The sequence below is a fragment of the Brevibacterium sp. FME37 genome (assembly GCF_014897485.1).
Classification (GTDB): domain Bacteria; phylum Actinomycetota; class Actinomycetes; order Actinomycetales; family Brevibacteriaceae; genus Brevibacterium.
This window is the reverse complement of the sequence record NZ_JABUYE010000002.1, coordinates 320,162-339,324: the sequence shown is the minus strand read 5'-3', so window position 1 is coordinate 339,324 and position 19,163 is coordinate 320,162. Positions and strand designations below refer to the sequence as shown.

General features: G+C 62.9%; 13 protein-coding genes. 10 read left to right on the top strand and 3 right to left on the bottom strand.

Going from position 1 to position 19,163, the window contains the following annotated elements:
* Positions 1–16 precede the first annotated feature (16 nt).
* The 3 genes from INT29_RS03730 to INT29_RS03720 all read left to right on the top strand — a co-directional run bounded on the left by INT29_RS03730 (position 17) and on the right by INT29_RS03720 (position 4,218).
* Positions 17–964 carry a biotin--[acetyl-CoA-carboxylase] ligase gene (locus INT29_RS03730; protein ID WP_101569763.1) on the top strand — a complete coding sequence of 316 codons (948 nt, stop codon included), beginning with the start codon at positions 17–19 and terminating at the stop codon, positions 962–964.
* Positions 961–2,583 carry an adenylate/guanylate cyclase domain-containing protein gene (locus INT29_RS03725; protein ID WP_193070768.1) on the top strand — a complete coding sequence of 541 codons (1,623 nt, stop codon included), beginning with the start codon at positions 961–963 and terminating at the stop codon, positions 2,581–2,583. The genes INT29_RS03730 and INT29_RS03725 overlap by 4 nt, the downstream gene beginning before the upstream one ends.
* A gap of 354 nt (positions 2,584–2,937) precedes the next feature.
* The gene (locus tag INT29_RS03720; RefSeq protein WP_076611397.1) at positions 2,938–4,218 is read left to right on the top strand and encodes an ISL3-like element ISBli3 family transposase; all 1,281 of its coding nucleotides are present in this window, start codon (positions 2,938–2,940) and stop codon (positions 4,216–4,218) included.
* Between the two features lie 100 nt (positions 4,219–4,318).
* On the opposite strand, the gene INT29_RS03715 is transcribed toward INT29_RS03720, so the two are convergent.
* The 3 genes from INT29_RS03715 to INT29_RS03705 all read right to left on the bottom strand — a co-directional run bounded on the left by INT29_RS03715 (position 4,319) and on the right by INT29_RS03705 (position 10,865).
* On the bottom strand, positions 4,319–7,057 hold the full coding sequence (locus INT29_RS03715) for a DNA topoisomerase (ATP-hydrolyzing) subunit A (protein ID WP_193070767.1): 2,739 nt from the start codon (positions 7,055–7,057) through the stop codon (positions 4,319–4,321).
* Positions 7,058–7,364: 307 nt separating this feature from the next.
* Positions 7,365–7,919, bottom strand: a complete 555-nt coding sequence (locus tag INT29_RS03710) for a TetR/AcrR family transcriptional regulator (RefSeq protein ID WP_193070766.1) — start codon at positions 7,917–7,919, stop codon at positions 7,365–7,367.
* A gap of 273 nt (positions 7,920–8,192) precedes the next feature.
* Entirely contained in the window at positions 8,193–10,865 is a 2,673-nt protein-coding gene (locus INT29_RS03705) for a bifunctional GNAT family N-acetyltransferase/acetate--CoA ligase family protein (RefSeq protein ID WP_193070765.1), read from the bottom strand.
* Between the two features lie 122 nt (positions 10,866–10,987).
* Here INT29_RS03705 and INT29_RS03700 point away from each other — a divergent pair, with 122 nt between their 5' ends.
* The 7 genes from INT29_RS03700 to INT29_RS03670 all read left to right on the top strand — a co-directional run bounded on the left by INT29_RS03700 (position 10,988) and on the right by INT29_RS03670 (position 18,957).
* Positions 10,988–11,575 (top strand): DUF5998 family protein, encoded by a 588-nt coding sequence (locus tag INT29_RS03700; protein ID WP_101569768.1) that lies wholly within the window; start codon positions 10,988–10,990, stop codon positions 11,573–11,575.
* Positions 11,575–12,738: an alkaline phosphatase family protein gene (locus tag INT29_RS03695; protein WP_193070764.1), complete on the top strand. Its 1,164-nt coding sequence runs from the start codon at positions 11,575–11,577 to the stop codon at positions 12,736–12,738. Before INT29_RS03700 ends, INT29_RS03695 begins: the two co-directional genes overlap by 1 nt.
* A 35-nt stretch (positions 12,739–12,773) precedes the next feature.
* The gene (locus INT29_RS20550) at positions 12,774–14,081 is read left to right on the top strand and encodes a methyltransferase (protein WP_193070763.1); all 1,308 of its coding nucleotides are present in this window, start codon (positions 12,774–12,776) and stop codon (positions 14,079–14,081) included.
* A gap of 130 nt (positions 14,082–14,211) precedes the next feature.
* On the top strand, positions 14,212–15,393 hold the full coding sequence (locus tag INT29_RS03685) for a 5-(carboxyamino)imidazole ribonucleotide synthase (RefSeq protein ID WP_413463153.1): 1,182 nt from the start codon (positions 14,212–14,214) through the stop codon (positions 15,391–15,393).
* A 121-nt stretch (positions 15,394–15,514) separates the two neighbouring features.
* Positions 15,515–15,988, top strand: coding sequence for a 5-(carboxyamino)imidazole ribonucleotide mutase (purE, locus tag INT29_RS03680; protein WP_193070802.1), 474 nt, complete (start codon positions 15,515–15,517; stop codon positions 15,986–15,988).
* Between the two features lie 37 nt (positions 15,989–16,025).
* The gene (locus INT29_RS03675; RefSeq protein WP_101569772.1) at positions 16,026–17,174 is read left to right on the top strand and encodes an acyl-CoA dehydrogenase family protein; all 1,149 of its coding nucleotides are present in this window, start codon (positions 16,026–16,028) and stop codon (positions 17,172–17,174) included.
* A 262-nt stretch (positions 17,175–17,436) separates the two neighbouring features.
* Positions 17,437–18,957: an LCP family protein gene (locus INT29_RS03670; RefSeq protein WP_101569773.1), complete on the top strand. Its 1,521-nt coding sequence runs from the start codon at positions 17,437–17,439 to the stop codon at positions 18,955–18,957.
* Positions 18,958–19,163 lie beyond the last annotated feature (206 nt).

Below are 19,163 nucleotides of genomic sequence, written 5' to 3'. Positions count from 1 at the left end.
AATCTAAAGTGGACTGGTGAACAGCCAACACATTCCCCTCCTCGTCGATGTCGATTCCCTCCGCAGTAAGGCTGCGGACCGCGGCTTCGAGCTACCTACTGTCATCTGGGACGACGTGTGCTCGTCGACGAACGACGAGCTGGCTGGGCTGGTGCGGGGGCAGTCCACCCTCACCGACTTTCCCACCGATCGCACCCGCCAGATTGCCACGGCTGATGGTGTCGACCTCGCGAAGGTGCCTGGCCAGTTCTCCGTGTACGGCACCGATCATCAGAACGCCGGCCACGGTCGACTGGGGCGGACGTGGACGGTCCCGCCGCGTCGTTCACTGACGTTTTCGATCCTCCTGGAGCCGGGTGCCGTCTTCGATTCGTGGGGGTGGATTCCCCTGCTCGCCGGTGAAACAGTGCGAGCCGCCATCGCCGAGGCGGGTGTGCCTGCCGTACTCAAGTGGCCCAACGATGTGCTGACGACGGATGGGAAGAAGCTGTGCGGGATCCTCGCCCGGGTCGAACCCTTGCCCACAGGCCCGCGGATCGTTCTGGGGATGGGAATCAACACTCGTCTGCTGCGTGAGGATCTGCCTCGTGAGAGTGCCAGCTCAATTGCGATTGAGACGGATACGGACGGTTCAGAAGTTGCTCATGAAGACTTGTTAATCTCGATTCTGAGCACACTGATTCCTGCCTACAGAGAGCTTGTCGAGTATGACGATGACGATTTCAGCCGCAGCTCAGTCGGCTGTGAGGTGCGTGCGAACATGGTGACTCTGGGGACACAGGTCAGGGTCGAACGCCCCGACGGCAGCAACCTGTTCGGCCGTGCCACAGGGCTCGACGCCAGCGGCGACCTCATCATCGACAATGACATCTGCGTCAGCGCAGGCGACGTCCACCACCTGCGTCCGGCCGAGGACGGGGCAGGGTCAGGATCTGCAGGAATGGAAGCTGGGGGCCGCAGATGACGGGCGTCTCGGACTTCACCGCAGAATTCAACACTATCCCCGAGCGCGATTCCGATGGCACCGACGACATTTCGTCGAACGGCATGGATTCTGACGACGCAGCTTCAGGTGGGACAGGCTCGGCAGGGACTAGCGCAGCTGGGACAAATTCAACTGGGACAAACACAGCCGAGGCAGCTGCCGACGAATCCACTGAGGTGGAGGACAGCGCGGACCCAGAGGATTCATACCATGGCCTGAACTCGATTCCGGTGATCACGGAGGAACAGATCGACTCGTCACCTGACTCGGCTGGCTCACCTGGCTCGGCCGCCGCCCATGCCTCACCTGCCGCCTCGGCGCCTCCCTCGGTTCCCGGCATCGAACACGGTGACGAAGACCTGCTTGACACCTCGGTGATGTCGACGATTCCGCGGGCAGAGGACGGGACATCGGATGACGAAGAGTCCTCGGGCAGCGAACCGGTCGATGAACATGGTGGGGACTTCTTCGAAGGACTGCACGAAGATCCGCGCACCGCTGCCCTGCAGATCGTCGACGAGGCAGACGAAGACGAGGACGACACCGTCTACGAGACCCGCAGTGCAGCCGAACGGCTCGAGGAGATCCTCCTCGACGGCAAGCGTGTGCTCGACCGGCGTGAAGCGGCGAAACTCGGCGGCATCTCCACGGTCTCCGCGCGCAAGATGTGGCGAGCATTGGGAATGTCGCAGACGGACGGTTCGGAGAAGGCCTACACCGTCAGCGATGCCCATGCGCTGCGCATGTGGGCCAAGCCCGTGGCCGACGGGCTCATCGATCAGGGCACAGCGCTGTCTTTGGCCCGCGCGATCGGCCAGACCACGGATCGTCTCGTCGTGTGGCAGATGGAGACCCTCGTCGACTTCCTCACCGAGGAGAAGGGCCTGACCGATCCCGAAGCTAGACGCGATGCGCTGCAGGTCGTCGAGGACATGGTCGACCCGCTGCAGAAGATGCTGACGTATTCTTGGCGGCGCAACCTCGCCGAGGTGATGGGCCGGCTCAACGTCAACGTCTCCGACGGCCTGGCCATGGACAACCGGCAGGGCTGGTACGACTCGTCGATGCCGTTGGCTCGCGCAGTCGGCTTCATCGACCTCGTCTCCTATACGCGTCTATCGCAGAAGATGGAACCGCGACAGCTGGCGAACCTCGTGCAGGAATTTCAGGGCATGGCCTACAACATTGTGGCCACCGGCGGCGGTCGAGTCATCAAGACCGTCGGCGATGAGGTGTTCTTCGCCGCCGAGACGCCGATGAGCGGAGCGGAGATCGCGATGACGCTGATGGAGCGGGTGACAGCGGCCGAAGACCTGCCGCAGGCCCGCGTCGGCTTCGTCTGGGGCAGAGTCCTGTCCCGGCTGGGGGACATCTTCGGTTCGAGCGTGAATCTGGCCGCTCGGCTGACCGCCGTGGCTGACCCTGGAACGATCTTCACCGACGAGGACACAGCTCGGGTGCTGTCTGCATCCGATGCCTACGTGTTCGAGCGACGCGAGTCTCTGTCACTCCAAGGCTTGGGGGAGACCGGCATCGGTGAAATGAAGCGAGGAACGGCTGCCCGCATGCAACTGGACCTCGACGACGACGAGAGCTGAGTCAACCCCCAGCGAGCATTACGCGCCGGTGGGCGCATCTCCTATCCGTATGTGTGCCTCAGGCCGGTGCTTCGGCTCGCACCACGCAGCGCTGCGTCTGCGCGGCACCACTGGTTGCCTTTTGGCACGGTTAGCTGTAAGTCTTACAGGTGCAGTGGTTGTTTTTGCCCGTACGGGTATCACGTGTGAAGTGGCATGTGATTACGGTCACTGTTGGTGGCAGGGTGGCTTTCCCCTGCAACTGGCTCTTCATAAATAGGGCGGTGCGGTAGCCACTCTCGAGCAACACAAGAAACGGGACCCTGGGTGCAATGATGTAGGTGTTCAAGACTCCATCACGACCCAAGGTCCCTGATGCACAACTTTACCCCGCCCAGCCTCGACACCACACTCAGCCTGGATGAGCTCGGACTCACCGCCATCGGCCAACACCACACAGGTAGGCACTTGACTGTGTTGTGCCTGATCACCGACGCCAACGCCGACTGTCCCGAATGCCAGCAGCCCGGTCGAGTCCGATCAACACGGATCCGCCGGCTCGTCCATCCCCCGATCGGGCTGACAGCCGTGATCCTGGCCATCCGCATCCGCACATACGTGTGCCCCAGCTGCGATCGCCGGTGGTCGCAGTCACCGTCGAAGGCGTGTGTGGGCCGCTCGAAGCTTTCTCGTCCCGCACGTCTATGGGCTTTGAAGTCTGTCGTGATCGACAAGATGAGCATCCACGCCATCGCGAAGAACCTCGCGACGTCGTGGAACACAGTCTGTTCGGCAGTGCTGGATCTTGGCCGGACGTTGTTGCTCGCCGACGCGACCAGGCTCGATGGTGTCACCACGATCGGCGTCGATGAACACTGTTGGTCCCACCGCGGACTCGACCGGTGGGTCACCGTCATCGTCGACCTCACCAACAGGCCCGCACGGTTGATCGACATCGTTCCCGGCCGGTCCGCCGAGGTGTTCTCTGATTGGCTCAACAATCAGCCCGATGAGTTTCGGGACAGGATTGACCACGTCGCCATGGACGCCTTCGCCGGGTACAAGAAGGCCGCGACCGAAGTAGTCCCGGACGCGGTCACGGTCATGGACCCCTTCCATGTCGTTGCTCTCGTCGGGACAAAGCTCGATGAGACAAGGAGACGACTCCAAACCGAGCTTCATGGGCGCAGGGGCCGGTCTGGTGACGACCTCTACGGGATTCGGAAAACGATCCGCACCCGAGTTGGCCTGCTGTCCCAGAAGCAAAAACACCGACTCAACACGGTCTTCGCAGCCGATAATCATGCGGCTTTGGTGGTGTGTTGGCAGTTCTACCAAGACACCATCAAGGCCTACTCTGCCGCCCCGAAGAAAGGCAAAACGATCATCGCCGGACTCATCGACAAGCTGGCAGACACGATCCCGGATGAGTTGAAGGAACTACGGAGTCTGCGAACGACGTTTCAACGCCGGCGTGCCGATATTCTCGCCTATTTCGACCACCCCGGAACGTCGAATGGGCCCACGGAAGCAATTAACGGCAGGCTGGAACATCTGCGGGGTATCGCGTTGGGGTTCCGTAACCGGGGCAACTATCTCATCCGGTCGCTACTCCACGCCGGAGGAATGGGCCAGCTCCTACAGCCCTATTTATGAAGAGCCCTGCAACTTCCTACCCAATTCTGCAGCGCGGTGCTCAGAGCTGGTCTGAGGACAGGTCAGAGCCCACGCTTCAGAACTGGATTCAGCTCAAGCCTCAGAACAGTGCTGTGTCGTCATCATCGTCATCGTCATGGGAGACGATGACGGCGCCGTCGGAGTCGATCTTCGAGCGGGCGATCTCTTCCTTCACCTCGTCGAGATCGGGTCGATCGTCAAGGTCGAGATCGAGGCCGTCGAAGCTCGTTGCCAAGCCTGGGGAGCGCGCCGCAGCAGAGGACGATGCCCCCTCGCCCGCGCCGTCTCCCGCGCCACCGTTACCCTGAGCATCGGTACCCCCACCAGCACCCGCCGCACCCGCAATGGCATTGTCGGCGGCGCCGAGGCGGGGGACCGTTCCGATGACATCGATCTTGGATTCGAGGGGCGAGCCGGTGGCATCGCGTTTGGACGTCTCGGCCGGAAGGGTCCTGGCTCCTCCGGCTTGGGCAGCGGCCTGCGGGGTGTCGCCGACCCAGGCCAGAGACAGCTCGGTTTCGCCCTTGAGGAACTTATGGGCACGCACGCCCGAGGTGGCACGACCCTTGGTCGGGAACTCGGAGAAATCGCTGACCTTGATCGATGACGATGGTGCGCCATAGAAGTTCTCACCGCTGGCGATAGTGACCACAGAGAACGTGCCGATGCTGGTGTCGGCATCCCCGTCTTCGTCGGTCTTGGCCTCCTTGGGCGTCATTCCGAAGAAGAGAGCGCGTGCATCGGCTGCGACCTTCATTCCCGCCACACCTGAGGCGTTCCAGCCCTGGGCCCGCAGCCCGGAGGCGTCGAAGGCCAGCAGCTGTGCATTGGAGGTTACGAACACGGCCAGAGACTCATCGATGTCCTTCGGCTGAGCGACTCCGATGACGGAGTCCTTGCCCTTGAGCGTGATCGCTTCCCATTCGCTCTTGTTCGGCTGTGTGGCGACAGATACGCGTTTGACGACTCCGCCTGCGGTTCCGAGGACGAATTCGCGGTCGAGGTCGATGAGGCCGAGGACGGTCTCATTCTTCTCCAGGCTCACGTAGTCGGCGATCTTGACGCCTCCGGCGACATTCGGACGTGTCGCGGCCGGCGGCAGGGCCGGCAGGTCGACGACGTCGACCATGTGCAGACGTCCTGTCGAGGTCACCGCGCCGACCTTGCCCTGAGTCATCGACACGATCTCTGAACGCAGCGCATCATGGCTCGAGCGCTTCCCGATCCGCTGCAGAGCCGAGGCATCAGCGGTTCGGGCGATGCGCCCGGACGTCGAGAGGAGGACTCGGCAGGGGGCGTCGGCGATCTTGAGGTCCGATTGAGCCTTCTTGCCCTTGGCGGAGAGCTCCTTCATCGAACCTTCGATGAGGACCGTGCGCCGAGGTGAGCCGATGGCTTCTGCCGTTGCCTCGAGCTCGGTGGCGACGAGTTCGCGCAGTTTGGCCTCGTCGGCGAGCAGCGCCTCGAGGTAGTCGATCCTCTTACGCAGTTCGTCGCGTTCGGCCTCGAGCTCGATGCGCGAGAACTTGGTCAGTCGGCGCAGCTGCAGGTCGAGGATGTAGGTGGCCTGGAGCTCCGAGAGTTCGAAGACATCCATCAGGCGCGTGCGGGCGGTGGCCGCATCGTCGGAGGAGCGGATGAGTTGGATGACCTCGTCGATGTCGAGGATCGCGATGAGCAGACCCTCGACGAGGTGGAGGCGGTCCTTGGCCTTGCGCAGCTGGAACACGGTGCGGCGGCGGATGACGTCGATGCGGTGGGCCAAGTAGACGGTCAGCAGCTCGCGCAGTCCCAAGGTCCGCGGCTGGCCGTCGACGAGGCAGACGTTGTTCATGCTGAACGATTCCTCGAGTGGGGTCTGCCGGTAGAGCTCAGCGAGTACTGCCTCCGGATTGAATCCGTTCTTGATGCCGATGACCAGGCGCATTCCGTTCTTGCGGTCCGAGTAGTCATCGATCGAGGCGATGCCGGTGAGCTTCTTCGCGCCGACAGCGTCCTTGACCTTGGCCACGACCTTCTCGGGCCCCACCAGGTAGGGCAGCTCGGTGACGACGATGCCCTTGCGGCGGGCATTGATGTTCTCGATCGAGACCGTGGCCCTGGTGCGAAACGTTCCGCGGCCGGACTCGTAGGCTTCGCGGACACCGTCGAGTCCGATGATCCGGCCGCCGGTGGGCAGATCGGGTCCGGGAATGAAGCGCATGAGCTCGGCCAGGCCGGCCTCGGGATTGCGGATCAGATGGCAGCAGGCGGCAATGACTTCGCCCGGATTGTGCGGGGCCATATTGGTGGCCATGCCCACGGCGATTCCGGAGGTGCCGTTGATGAGCAGGTTCGGGAACGCACTGGGCAGAACATCGGGCTGGGTCAGCGTGTTGTCGTAGTTTCCGACGAAGTCGACGACGTCTTCGTCGAGGCCGGCGATCATCTGCATGGAGGCTGAGGTCAGCCGGGCCTCCGTATAGCGCGGGGCGGCAGGACCGTCGTCGAGGGAACCGAAGTTTCCGTGGCCGTCGACGAGCGGCACGCGCATGATGAAGTTCTGGCTCAGGCGCACCAGCGCATCGTAGATCGCGGTGTCACCGTGAGGGTGGAGTTTGCCCATCACATCGCCGACGATGCGGGAAGACTTCACGTGGCCGCGCTCGGGGCGCAGGCCCATGTCTCCCATTTGGTAGACGATGCGTCGCTGGACGGGCTTCAGTCCGTCGCGTGCATCGGGGAGGGCACGGGAGTGGATGACCGAGACCGCATATTCGAGGAACGAACTCTCCATCTCTGACGAGACGTCGACATCGATGACTCTGCCTTCGGTCATGGAACTCCTTTGACGCACGAATTTTCCGCTCCGGGTGCCCTCTCACGCACCGAGGCTCGGCATCGACAACGGAGAGCACCTGTCGATTCTAGCGTTCGATTTGAGTTCTACGGCTCAAGCCCGCTTTTCGAGGCGTCCGTGTCGTCGTCTGCGGAGGCCCCGTGTCGTTACCTGCGAGGGTCCGCCGCATCATCTGCGAAGGCCCGTGTCGTTTCGAACTGTGCCTGCGCCTGAGCACTGTGCTGGGCTCAGGGCTTTGTTCAGACCCGTGCTGTCAGAACGGCCCAGGCGGGATGCTCAGTGAGCTTCAACCCTGCTTTCGCATGGCGTTCATCCAGGTCAGGAACTGCCCCATGAACGTGTCGATGTGAGCGCGGTCGGCCGTCCCTGAGATCAGTTCGGTGATCATCATTCCCATCACCGAGCTGTTTATCGAACGCGCCATTTCAGCATCGACTTCGGCCAGTCGCATCACGAACTCGTCGATCTTCGCCATGTTCTTCTGCTTCGCAGCCAACGCCTCATCCGGAAGTGCGGGATCGAGGCTGAGCATGATCATCGTATAGAAGCGATTGCGGTCCGTTGTCAGCCAGTTCATGCAGAAATCGACGGCGATTTCCTGAGCAGGCTTGTCGTTGGCGCGGAACGAGTCAGGCAGGCGTTCAAGCTGTTGCGAGTTCAGGTCTCCGATGCGCTCCATGATTCCGGTGATCAGCGCATCACGCGTGCGGTAGACATTCGAGGTGGAGCCGACGGGCAGCTCGGCCAGGGCATCGACTGCCCTGTGGGTGAGTCCACGAACTCCCTGTTCGGCGACGACGGCTATGGCGGAGTCGGTGACGACGTCTCTTCGTGAAATCATTTCTTTTGGGCCTCATTCTCGTGAGGCTCCTGCGGTGCAGGTGCCTTGTGGACGGTGGATGACCAGCAGCTGGCCACAGACTATGGCCAATGTTTGGCCTCACACTAAAACACGAATCCATAACGTTTGGTGTCGAACGGATACAGACACTACCTGCAATAGAGAAGAATTGGTATAAGACTCGCCAAACTTCCAGTCGGTTCCCACTTAATGAGTCATATCTGCATTCCTCGGACACGTCAGCTGAACAGAAGTGACATTTCATCCGAGGGATCAGCTCAGCAGTCTCCGCGTTGAATCGATGCGTGTGGAATCGGTGAGCAGCTCAATCCTCACACTCAGCAGATGTCCGCCGGTCACGGTGGCGACCATGGGATGGATTTCGAGTTCGAGAATCTGCGGATGCCTCTCGACGAGTACCGACAGACGTTCGATCACGTCCTTCAGCGGGTCGATGTTCACCGGTGGCAGGCCCCGATACCCGAACAGCCTCGGTGATGATTTCACCGATCGGATCATGTCTTCGGCATCTTTATCCGTCAGGGGAGCCACGCGATGTTCGACATCGCCGAGCAGTTCGGTCGTATCCCCGGCCAGGGAGAACGAGAGCAGCGGCCCCAGCAGGTGGTCCTCGCCGGCGCGGATCACGCAGGGCACGCCTGGGGGCGCCATAGCCTGAACGTCGACCAGCGGATTCTCCTCGACGAGGAGGGAGCTGATGGTCTCCTGGATCGCTTGGAAGTCCTCGCGCAGCTCTTCCGGTGAGTCGATGTTCAACCGCACACCTCCGAGCTCCATCCGGTGGCGCAGGGTGTTCGACACTGCCTTGAGCGCAACCGGATAGCCGATCTCATCGGCAGCGGCCAATGCATCGTCCACCGAGGCGGCTGTGATGTGGGGCAGCACCTCGATTCCGTAGCAGGAGAGCAGGGAGCTCGCCTGGTCCCGGTCGAGCCGGACGGGTTTGCCCGGCCCAGCATCGGAGAGTACCGATTCGATGATCGAGCGCACACCCTTGTCGTCGAGATCCTCGACCTCAAGGAAGCGACCGTGGTCGGCACTGCGCCACCGCGAATAGTCGGTGGCGCGGGCCAGAGACCACACTGCATCCTCTGGACCGACATAGCTGGGCACGGTGTGCGAGTTCCGCGTGCCCTCGCTGTCGCTGAGGTGGGTGGTCAGCTCATCCTGGACACCCTGGATGCCGAGGAAGCAGGCCACGGTCGTCTTCTTCGAACGAGCCGCCGCCTCGGAGAGGTGAGCCGCGATCTCGGACTCCTCGGCCCCGGCCGAGGGGGTGAAGGTGACGATCACGGAGTCAATGTCCTCACGGGCATACATGGCCTCGAGCTCGGCCCGGAACGTTTCGGCCTCGACCTCAGGGTGGAGCGACACAGGGTCAGTCTCGACGTGCAGCCCCTCGGAGCGGGCGCGTTGGATCACGAGGGTGGCCATCGCCGCCGAGTTGCCGATGACTCCCAGTCGCCTGCCCGCCGGCAGAGACTGGGTCGAGAACACCTGGGCCAAGTCGTAGAGTTGGTGGATCGTATCGGCCCTGATCACCCCGGCCTGGCCGAGCACCTGATCGAGGGTGTTCGGTGCCAAGGATGAGGTGCGCACGATGTGGCCGGGCGGCAGTTCCCGTCCGGTGAGGTCGGATTTGATGACGATGACCGGTTTCACTCGTGAGACCCGGCGGGCGATGCGGGCGAACTTGCGCGGGTTGCCGATCGATTCGAGGTAGAGACCGACGGTCTTCGTCGCCGGATCTTCCTCCCAGTATTGGAGGACGTCGTTGCCGGAGAGGTCAGCGCGATTGCCAGCGGAGACGAACGTGGAGATGCCGAGTCCGCGCTTCTTCGCCCCCGCCAGGAGTGCGGTGCCCAACGCTCCCGACTGGCTGAATAGACCCAGCGTGCCGGAGGCCGGCAGGAAAGGGGCCAGCGATGTGTTCAGCGAGATGTCTTCGGCTTCGTTGACGAGGCCGAACGAGTTTGGGCCGACCACGCGCATTCCGTAGGCGCGAGCGGTGGAGACCATCTGGCGCTGCAGCTCAGCACCGTCCTCACCGGTCTCGGCAAAGCCGGAGGAGATGACGAGGACCGCTTTGACCCCGTGGGCCGCGCACTCCTGGACCACCTCGGTGGCGGATTCCGCGGGCACCGCGATCACGGCCAGGTCGGCCTTGCCCGGCAGATCGCCAAGGCTCGGGTACGCCTGGACTCCGGCGATCTGGTCGACTTCCGGGTGGACGACCCACAGATCGCCGGTGAATTTCGCGGCGGTGATATTGCGGATGAGGAGATGGCCGGTGGAGTTGCGTTTGCGGCTGGCGCCGATCACCACCACCGAGGTGGGGTGGAGGACCGTGCGCACGCTCAGTGCCTCGGCACGGTGCTCTCGGGAGGCCTGGACCTCGATGGACCGTGCGGTGGGATCGATGTCGAAGTTCACGGCCACGACGCCGTCATCGAAACCGCGGGACACCTCGTAGCCGGCGGCCTGGAAGACCTGCAGCATCGAACGGTTCTGAGGCAGCACCTCGGCGGTGAATTTGCGGATCCCCAGATCCCGGGCCGCGGCGGCCAGATGCTCCAGCAGGATCGAACCGATGCCGCGGCCCTGGTGGGCATCGGCGATGTTGAAGGCCACCTCGGCGGATGTGGTCGAAATCTTGTCGAAGCGACCGACGCCGATGATGTCGGACCCGACCAACATGATCATCGCCACTCGTTCTCGGTGGTCGACGTTGACGAACCGCTCCAGATCGCGCTTGGGCAGCCGGGGCAGAGGAGCGAAGAAACGCAGGTAGACGGACTCGGGCGACTGCGCCTCGTGCATCTTCGACAGGGCGTCGGCATCGGCAGGGACGATGGGACGAAGATGGGCGGTTCCCCCGTCGCGCAAGACGACATCGGCTTCCCACTCGGCAGGATAATTTTCCATGACCCCAGCATAAGCGGACAGCGAGGATCTCCGGCCGAACATCAACTGGAAGGTGGCAGAACGGGAGCCGAAGGAATAAGCCCAAGTGGGAAGAGACGGGCGAGTACGGCACAATGGTAGTCATGGCTTTACCCGAAGTTCTCGTCCACGATCTGCAGTCGGCCGGATACTACCCACAGCTCACACAGGGGATTCTGGCGGATTCTCTGTTCGACGAACCGGTTCTGGCTCACTTCGTCCACATCGACACACACGTCGACATCGAATCCATCCACCGTCACGTCACGGCCTTCGTGCTCACCGAAACACGCCTACTGCTGGCGCACGTCGACGATGACCCGAACGTCGTCCCCGGCTCCAAGCCACGGGCCGTGACGAGCAGCGAAGACATCGAACTCGAACGCCTCGGCACAGTCATGGTCGGCCGGACCTTCGCAGACCCCGCCGGATACATCCCCGGAGACAAGCCGGTCGAGGTGTCTCTGACCATGTCCTGGGGCGCCTCACGGCGCATCGAAGCCTTCCCGGAGACCTGCGGCGATCCGGACTGCGCGGCCGATCACGGCTACGGCGGATCCATCTTCTCCGAAGACGTCATGCTGCGCGTATCCGCCGAGGCCGAAGGTCAGTCCGCAGTCGACCGCATCGCCGAATTCGCCGGAAAGCTGCGGGCCGCCGTGTTCCAAGCCAGGCTCCGGTCCCGCCGCTGATGGCAGCTGCGACCACCTCACCCCTGACAGGGCCGCCCGACTATTCGGGACCTATCCTCTCCGACGTGGTCCCGGCTGCGGCGCTCAGCCTCGGCGCAGGAGACATCTTCGATAACACTGCCCGGGCTCGGGCTGCGTCTCTGGGGCTGGACCGGGATTCGAGGACGACGATCGTGGTCCTCATCGACGGTATGGGAGAGAGCCAGCTCAAGCAGTACAGCGGCTACACACCCTTCTTCCGGTCCCAGGCTGCCTCGCGACGGACTCTGTCCACGGGATTCCCTTCGACTACCGCGAACTCCCTGTCCTCACTGGCCACAGGGCGACTGCCCGGCGGCCACGGCGTCGTCGGATACCGAGTCCTCGACCCGGCCAAAGATGCTGTGTTCAACCAGCTGACCTGGGACCTCGACGTCGACCCGGTCTCCTGGGTGCCCGACGCGACCCTGTTCGAACGCCTCACCGAGGTCGAGGTCGACGTCGTCAGCCTCGGCGAGGCCAAATTCGCCGGACGCGGCCTGAACAGAGCCTCTCTGCGTGGGGGACGGTTCCGTGCCTCAAAGACTCTCGAACAGCGCTGTGCCCAGGCCATCGAAGAGGCGAAGGCACCCGGTCGTCGTCTCGTCTATCTCTACTGGGGCAACCTGGATAAGACCGGCCACGTCTACGGATCGAACTCCTCGCAATGGACCGAAGAGCTCGAACACGTCGACCTGGCACTGTCGCAGCTGGCCAACGATCTGCCAGCCGATTCGACGATGATCGTCACCGCTGATCATGGAATGGTCGACATCGACCACAATCTGCGCCTCGACCTCGCCGATGCTCCCGCACTGCGTACTGGTGTCAGACATGTCGGCGGCGAACCGCGCGCGATCCACCTCTACGCCGAGGACGGTGCTGAGGCCGATGTCTACTCGGCCTGGACCGAGACAGTGGGGGACAGGGCACTCATCCTCAGCCGCGATGAGGCCATCCGACGCGACTACTTCGGCCCCGTCGACCCCCGGTTCCGACAGCGCATAGGCGACCTCATGGTCATCTGCCAGGACGAATTCGCCATCGTCGACTCGGACAACGAATCTGTCTCCGCGATCGCGCTCATCGGCCATCATGGTTCGACGACGGAACGCGAACTCCAGATTCCCCTGCTCGTGGTGTGACGGGTGTCGTTGAACGCTGCATTCAGGAGCCCCCAGTGACCAGAGTCGACCCTTCCGCAACCGGGAGCGGCCCTTCCGCGACCGGTCCCGACCCCTCAGCGGGCGGACTCGTTCCTTCAGCGACCGGGCTCGACTGGACCGAGGGCGGAGCTCATCGTGCGGCGAACTGGCATTCGGAGAACCAGTCCGCACCTCCGGGACAGGTCATCGTGGTCAGCGATGACATCACTGCCGATGCCGCCTACCGGCTGGCCCGGACCGGGACCGGGCTGCTGTGGCGCGGCGACTATCACAACGGCCGTCAGCTGCTGCAGGCGATGGACCGCCGCTTCAAATGCCATAGTGCCCGCCGGGGAACCGGCAAGCGGGGCGGCGATAGACAGGGTGCTGATGGGAGAAGTGCAGGCCGGCACGGAGTCGACCAGGCGGACGGCCGGCACAACGGCGGGGCCGAGGCCTTCGAAGCACAGCGTCGCTACATCGCCGATCGTGCTCGACTGCTTGGTGCACTGATCGTCGAACTCGACGATGACTACCGCCTGAATCTGCGCCGCGCCCCCGATGTGAGCCTGGCCTGCAAGGCTGCCTACGGCCCATCGACGGGCCCGATGTGCGTCTCCATGACCGAATTGAACGGGGTCCTCAGCGCCTACCAATGGCAGCTGAAGGGTGTGGCCATTCCCGCCCTCGGCGAGGACATCCACCCGCGCTACGGTGTGTTCTCCCCGATCCGCGGAGAATACGTCGACCTCGTCGCCCAGACACCACTTCCAGACTCCAGTACGGACAGTTCAGCGCCACCCGATACGGCCTTCGACCTGGGTACCGGTACGGGCGTGCTCGCCGCTGTGCTGTTGCGCCGTGGTGTGAGTCGGGTAGTGGCCACGGACATCAATCCTCGTGCCGTGGTCTGCGCTCGCGAGAACCTGGAACGCCTCGGACTGAGTCGAACCGCCGAGGTGGTCGAGGCCGATCTCTTCCCACAGGGGCGAGCCGACCTCGTCGTGTGCAACCCGCCCTGGCTGCCTGCCCGACCGACATCTGCCCTCGAGGCCGGAATCTATGACCCCGGCTCCGATGTGCTCCACCGATTCATCGACGGTCTGGCCGCGCACCTCTCTCCTGCCGGCGAGGGATGGCTGATTCTGTCCGACCTCGCCGAACACCTCGGCCTGCGAACCCGCGAAGCTCTGCTGGAGCGCTTCGCCGAAGCAGGGCTGCGGATCCACGATCGGCACGACACCACCCCGCGCCATCCCCGTGCCTCTGACACCGAGGACGAGCTGCACAAAGCTCGTGGGGCCGAGGTCACGTCGTTGTGGAGACTGCGTCGCTCCAGCTGAAAATGGGCTCCTCAGCTGAGCCCGGGACTCGCAGAAGGAACCCGTGCGTCTCATGTCCGCGGCGGGCGATAGTATTGCAGACGTGACTTTTCCTCGTGTTGGTGTCATTGGCGGCGGCCAATTGGCACGTATGCTTGCCCCTGCCGCAGAAGCCCTCGGCATCCGCTTCTCAGTTCTCGCTGAGACCGCTGACGCCCCGGCCACCCAGGTCATCAATGAGGTGAGCGTCGGAGACTATACGGACTTCGCGACCCTCAAGGCCTTCGCCGAGACAGTGGATGTGGTGACCTTCGACCATGAGCATGTTCCTCCCGAACATCTGCAGGCCCTCGCCGAGGCTGGCCATGCGATCCGACCTGGACCCCAGGCCCTCATCTTCGCTCAGGACAAAATCCTGATGCGCAGGAGGATGGACGAACTCGGGCTGCCGAACCCCGCATGGGCCGAGATCACCTCACGCGCCGATGTCGAAGCCTTCGCGCAGCGGGTCGGTTTCCCTTTCATCCTCAAGACTCCTCGTGGCGGCTATGACGGCAAGGGTGTGCGAGTCATCGACACTCTCGATGAAGCTCTGACTTGGCTCGACGAGGTCGGGCCGCTGCTCGCCGAGGAGAAGGTGGACTTCACCCGGGAGCTTGCCGTCATGGTCGGACGTTCTCCGATGGGCCAGACCGCAGTCTGGCCCGTTGTTGAGACCTGGCAGCAGAACGGTGTGTGCAAGGAAGCCATTGCTCCCGCTCCGGGGCTCGCAGTCGAGAAGGCGACGGAGATCACCGAGGCGATCCTCAAGGTCGCCGGGGCGCTCGAGGTCACCGGTGTGATGGCGATGGAGCTGTTTGAGACCGCCGAAGGCTTCCTCATCAACGAATTTGCGATGCGTCCCCACAACACGGGTCACTGGACTCAGGACGGGGCCGTGACCAGTCAGTTTGAACAGCACCTTCGCGCGGTCCTCGACCTGCCCCTGGGCAGCCCCGCGGCCCGGGAGGATTTCTCCGTGATGGTCAACATCTTGGGTGCTGACCATGAAGACCTCTTCCACCCGTATCTCCATGTCATGGCACACGACCCCGCTGTGAAGGTCCACCTCTACGGCAAGGGCGTGCGCCCGGGCCGAAAGGTCGGCCACGTCAATGCCTACGGACAGGACTCGGGCCTTGTGCTCGCTCGTGCCCGTCACGCGGCGGACTTCATCGCCGGCGTCGACGTCGACCCGCATCCGAAGATGCCGGCCCCTGCGAATCTCGAAGCGACACCGGCCGCCGGCGACTCCGGTGGCGTAAGTGCCACCTCCAGTGACGAAAGGGCCTGATATGCCGCACACGAATGACGAGAACTCCACGACGAACGAGACCCCAGCTGTCGACGAGACCTCCGGGACCACCTCGGCGACGGGCTCTGCGAGTTCCGTGCCCGCTGTCGTCGGAATCGTCATGGGATCGGATTCGGACTGGCCGACGATGAAGGCCGCGGCGGAAGCGCTCGAGGAACTGGGCATCGACTCCACCGCGGAGGTCGTCTCCGCCCACCGCATGCCCGAGGAAATGGTCGAATGGGCCAAGACCGCAGCAGATCGCGGCCTGCGCGTCATCATCGCCGGAGCTGGGGGAGCGGCCCACTTGCCCGGAATGATCGCCTCGATGACCTCACTTCCGGTCATCGGCGTGCCCGTCCCGCTGAAGTACCTCGATGGCATGGATTCCCTGCTCTCGATTGTGCAGATGCCCGGAGGGGTCCCCGTGGCGACGGTCTCCATCGGCGGAGCCAAGAACGCGGGACTGCTCGCCGCCCGGATCCTGGGCGCCGGTGACACGGCAGCAGCGGCGGAGATCCGCGGTCGACTCGACGACCATCGGAGCCAGCTGCGTCAGGTCGCTCTCGACAAAGGGCAGGCACTGCGGCGATAATAGTAGTACTTAACGATCGATCAGTTATAGGAGAATGATGTTCGACCTCTACCAGCCCAGCGAAGAACACGAAGAGATCCGCGCGGCAGTGCGCAACGTCGTCGAGAAGAAGATCACGCCCTTCGCCGCCGAGGTTGACGCCGATTCCCGCTACCCGCAGGAAGCCCACGACGCGTTGGTCGAGACCGACTTCTTCGCCGCCCACATTCCCGAGGAGCACGGCGGGATGGGTGCCGACGCGCTGGCAGTGGCCATCATCATCGAAGAGGTCGCCCGTGGATGCGCTTCGTCTTCTCTCATCCCAGCGGTGAACAAACTCGGCAGCATGCCGGTCCAGCTCGGCGGCAGCGAAGAGATCAAGGCGAAGTACTTCCCACAGGTCGCCCGTGGAGAGGCTGGTTTCTCCTACGGGCTCTCCGAGCGCGAAGCCGGATCCGATACAGCTTCGATGAAGACCCGGGCCATCGCCGATGGCGACGACTGGGTCCTCAACGGAGTCAAGACCTGGATCACGAACGCCGGCGTTTCCGATTACTACACGGTCATGGCCGTGACCGACCCGGACGGTGCTCGCGGACGCAACATCTCCGCCTTCGTCGTGGAGAAGTCCGATGAGGGCTTCACCTTCGGCGAGAAGGAGCGCAAGCTCGGCATTAAGGGCTCACCGACGCGCGAACTCCTCTTCGACAATGTTCGCCTGCCCGGTGACCGCATCATCGGTGACCCAGGTGAGGGCCTGAAGATCGCTCTGCGGACACTGGACCACACTCGCGTCACGATCGCGGCTCAGGCCGTCGGCATCGCCCAGGGCGCGCTGGACTATGCGCTGGGCTACGTCAAGGAGCGTCAGCAGTTCGGCAAGAACATCGCCGAGAACCAGGCCATTCAGTTCATGCTCGCCGATATGGGCATGAAACTCGAGGCGGCCCGTCAGCTCACGTACACCGCGGCAGCCAAGAGCCAGCGCTTCGATGACGACCTCACGTACTTCGGCGCAGCGGCGAAGGCCTTCGCCTCGGACGCGGCCATGGAAATCACGACCGATGCCGTCCAGCTCCTCGGCGGGGCTGGCTATGTCGTCGACCACCCTGTCGAGCGGATGATGCGTGATGCGAAGATCACACAGATCTACGAAGGCACCAACCAGATCCAGCGCATGGTGATGGGCCGTAAGCTCATCGGCTGATGTTTCAGCAGGTGAGAGCGCTCACCGCACGAAAGAAGGCCACCGCCTCCAAGTGGTGGCCTCCTTCGTATCTGTGATCAAGTACTCCTGGAACGACGCGACATGCGCAGGCGAAATGTGCCGGAATCCACGGCTCCCACGCGCCACAATGGATGAACACAGTGGACTCTCCAGAAGGTTTGGCACAGTGGTCTGTGTCGCCGCGGGCCTCAGGTCAGCGGGGTGGCCATAGCAGCAGCGAGCGCGAGGTAAAGGTAGGTCAGTGGCCGAAACGAGATACGTCGACCCCATTCATCATCCCTCGTACGCTTCACAGCCGACGCGGGATGTACGGGCGTGGATCCTTCTCCTAGTCACTGTTCTCATTCCTGGGGGAGTGCAGCTGCTGTTCCGGGCTCGCCGCTGGGCCAAGATCTCATTGTCGATCACCGCGATCAGCTGGATCCTTACGATCATTGCTCTGATCGTGATTCTCATCGACAAGAAGTTCCTCTTCACGATCGGCACGAATCCATTCCTGCTGACGTTCCTCACAATCTGGCTGCCGGTCATCGCCATCAACTGGATCGTGTGCCTCTTCGACACGCTGCGCCGGATCAAGCTGGTCACACTCTCGGCGCGGGCGCGCAAGCGCTTTGTCGCCGCATTCTGCGCCCTGGTCCTCGTCGTTGTCGGCCCACTGGCCTGGGGCACCACTCTGCTGGATTCCCAGCGCGGACTGATGGCTGACCTCTTCGCCTCCGGAAAAGCGGCGAAGCCCGTCGATGGCCGCTACAACATTCTTCTCCTCGGCTCAGACGCCGGCAAGGGACGCACCGGCATCCGTCCGGATTCGCTGTCCCTGGTCTCGATCGATGCGAAGACCGGCAAGACGGTCATCGTCGGCCTTCCACGCAATATGGAGAACGTGCCCTTCCCCAAGGGCTCCCCGCTGTACAAGCACTACCCACAGGGGTTCAACTGTGGTGACGAATGCCTGCTCAATGCCGTCTTCCAGCAAGGCGAGCGACACAAGGACGAGTTCGAGGACCCGAAGCGGGCAGGGGAGCAGGCCACTATGGATGCTGCCTCGGCGATCACCGGTCTCGAAGTCCAGTACTTCGCCATGGTCAACCTCAAGGGGTTCGAAAAGCTCATCGACTCTCTCGGCGGGATCACGCTGGTCTCAGGCAAGCGAGTCCCCATCTCCTCGAAGGTCGATCCGACGACCGGCGAGCACGGTCCGGTCAAGGGCTGGATCGAGCCGGGCAAGCAGAAGCTCGACGGCTTCCACGCATTGTGGTTCGCTCGCTCACGGGAGTTCTCCAGCGACTACGAGCGGATGATCCGGCAGCGCTGCGTGCAGACGGCGATGGTCAAGCAGCTCGACCCCGCTACCGTTCTCACCCGGTACCAGGAGATCGCCAAAGCCACACCAGGCGCACTGTCGACGGACATTCCCTCCTCCGAGGTGGATGATTTCGTCGATCTCGCGCTGAAGGTGAAGTCGCAGAAGATCGAGTCGCTTGACCTCACTCCGCCCAACGTGACACCATCACACCCTGATTTCGACACCGCCCGGACCTTGATTGCGGACACGATCGAAAAATCGTCCAAGGATTCTGAGAAGGACAAAGGCGCTCAGGCGGCGCCAGGTGGCAACTCTGCAGCTCTTGCAGGGGTCAATGCGGGCCGTGGTCTCTCGGCTGGCAGTGACACCCGGGTCAGTGCTCAAAGTGGAAGCGAAGGCGGCTCTGACGAGGGCCAAGAGAGCGCAGAGAGAGCTATCTGCTACGTTCCCTGAGGTTGCGATGACCCAGGCGGTCTTGTGAGGCTGACGACAGAAGCCGGGAATCGCAGCCGTTTGCCAGAAAAACTTTCCCTCGGTGTGTCCCTTGCAAACACTGGGAACCACACTGGTGTAATTTGATTAATTTGTAATTTGGCTAGTGTGACACGCCGTATATGTGTAACAATTTTGAGATGTTGGGATTACCCACCGTCCTGCCA

Bases quoted from the DNA above. Each gene is read 5' to 3' on its own strand.
- INT29_RS03725 (WP_193070768.1), top strand. From the start codon at position 961: ATGACGGGCGTCTCGGACTTCACCGCAGAATTCAACACTATCCCCGAG.
- INT29_RS03720 (WP_076611397.1), top strand. From the start codon at position 2,938: ATGCACAACTTTACCCCGCCCAGCCTCGACACCACACTCAGCCTGGAT.
- INT29_RS03715 (WP_193070767.1), bottom strand. From the start codon at position 7,057: ATGACCGAAGGCAGAGTCATCGATGTCGACGTCTCGTCAGAGATGGAG.
- INT29_RS03710 (WP_193070766.1), bottom strand. From the start codon at position 7,919: ATGATTTCACGAAGAGACGTCGTCACCGACTCCGCCATAGCCGTCGTC.
- INT29_RS03705 (WP_193070765.1), bottom strand. From the start codon at position 10,865: ATGGAAAATTATCCTGCCGAGTGGGAAGCCGATGTCGTCTTGCGCGAC.
- INT29_RS03700 (WP_101569768.1), top strand. From the start codon at position 10,988: ATGGCTTTACCCGAAGTTCTCGTCCACGATCTGCAGTCGGCCGGATAC.
- INT29_RS03695 (WP_193070764.1), top strand. From the start codon at position 11,575: ATGGCAGCTGCGACCACCTCACCCCTGACAGGGCCGCCCGACTATTCG.
- INT29_RS03685 (WP_413463153.1), top strand. From the start codon at position 14,212: ATGCTTGCCCCTGCCGCAGAAGCCCTCGGCATCCGCTTCTCAGTTCTC.
- purE (WP_193070802.1), top strand. From the start codon at position 15,515: ATGGGATCGGATTCGGACTGGCCGACGATGAAGGCCGCGGCGGAAGCG.
- INT29_RS03675 (WP_101569772.1), top strand. From the start codon at position 16,026: ATGTTCGACCTCTACCAGCCCAGCGAAGAACACGAAGAGATCCGCGCG.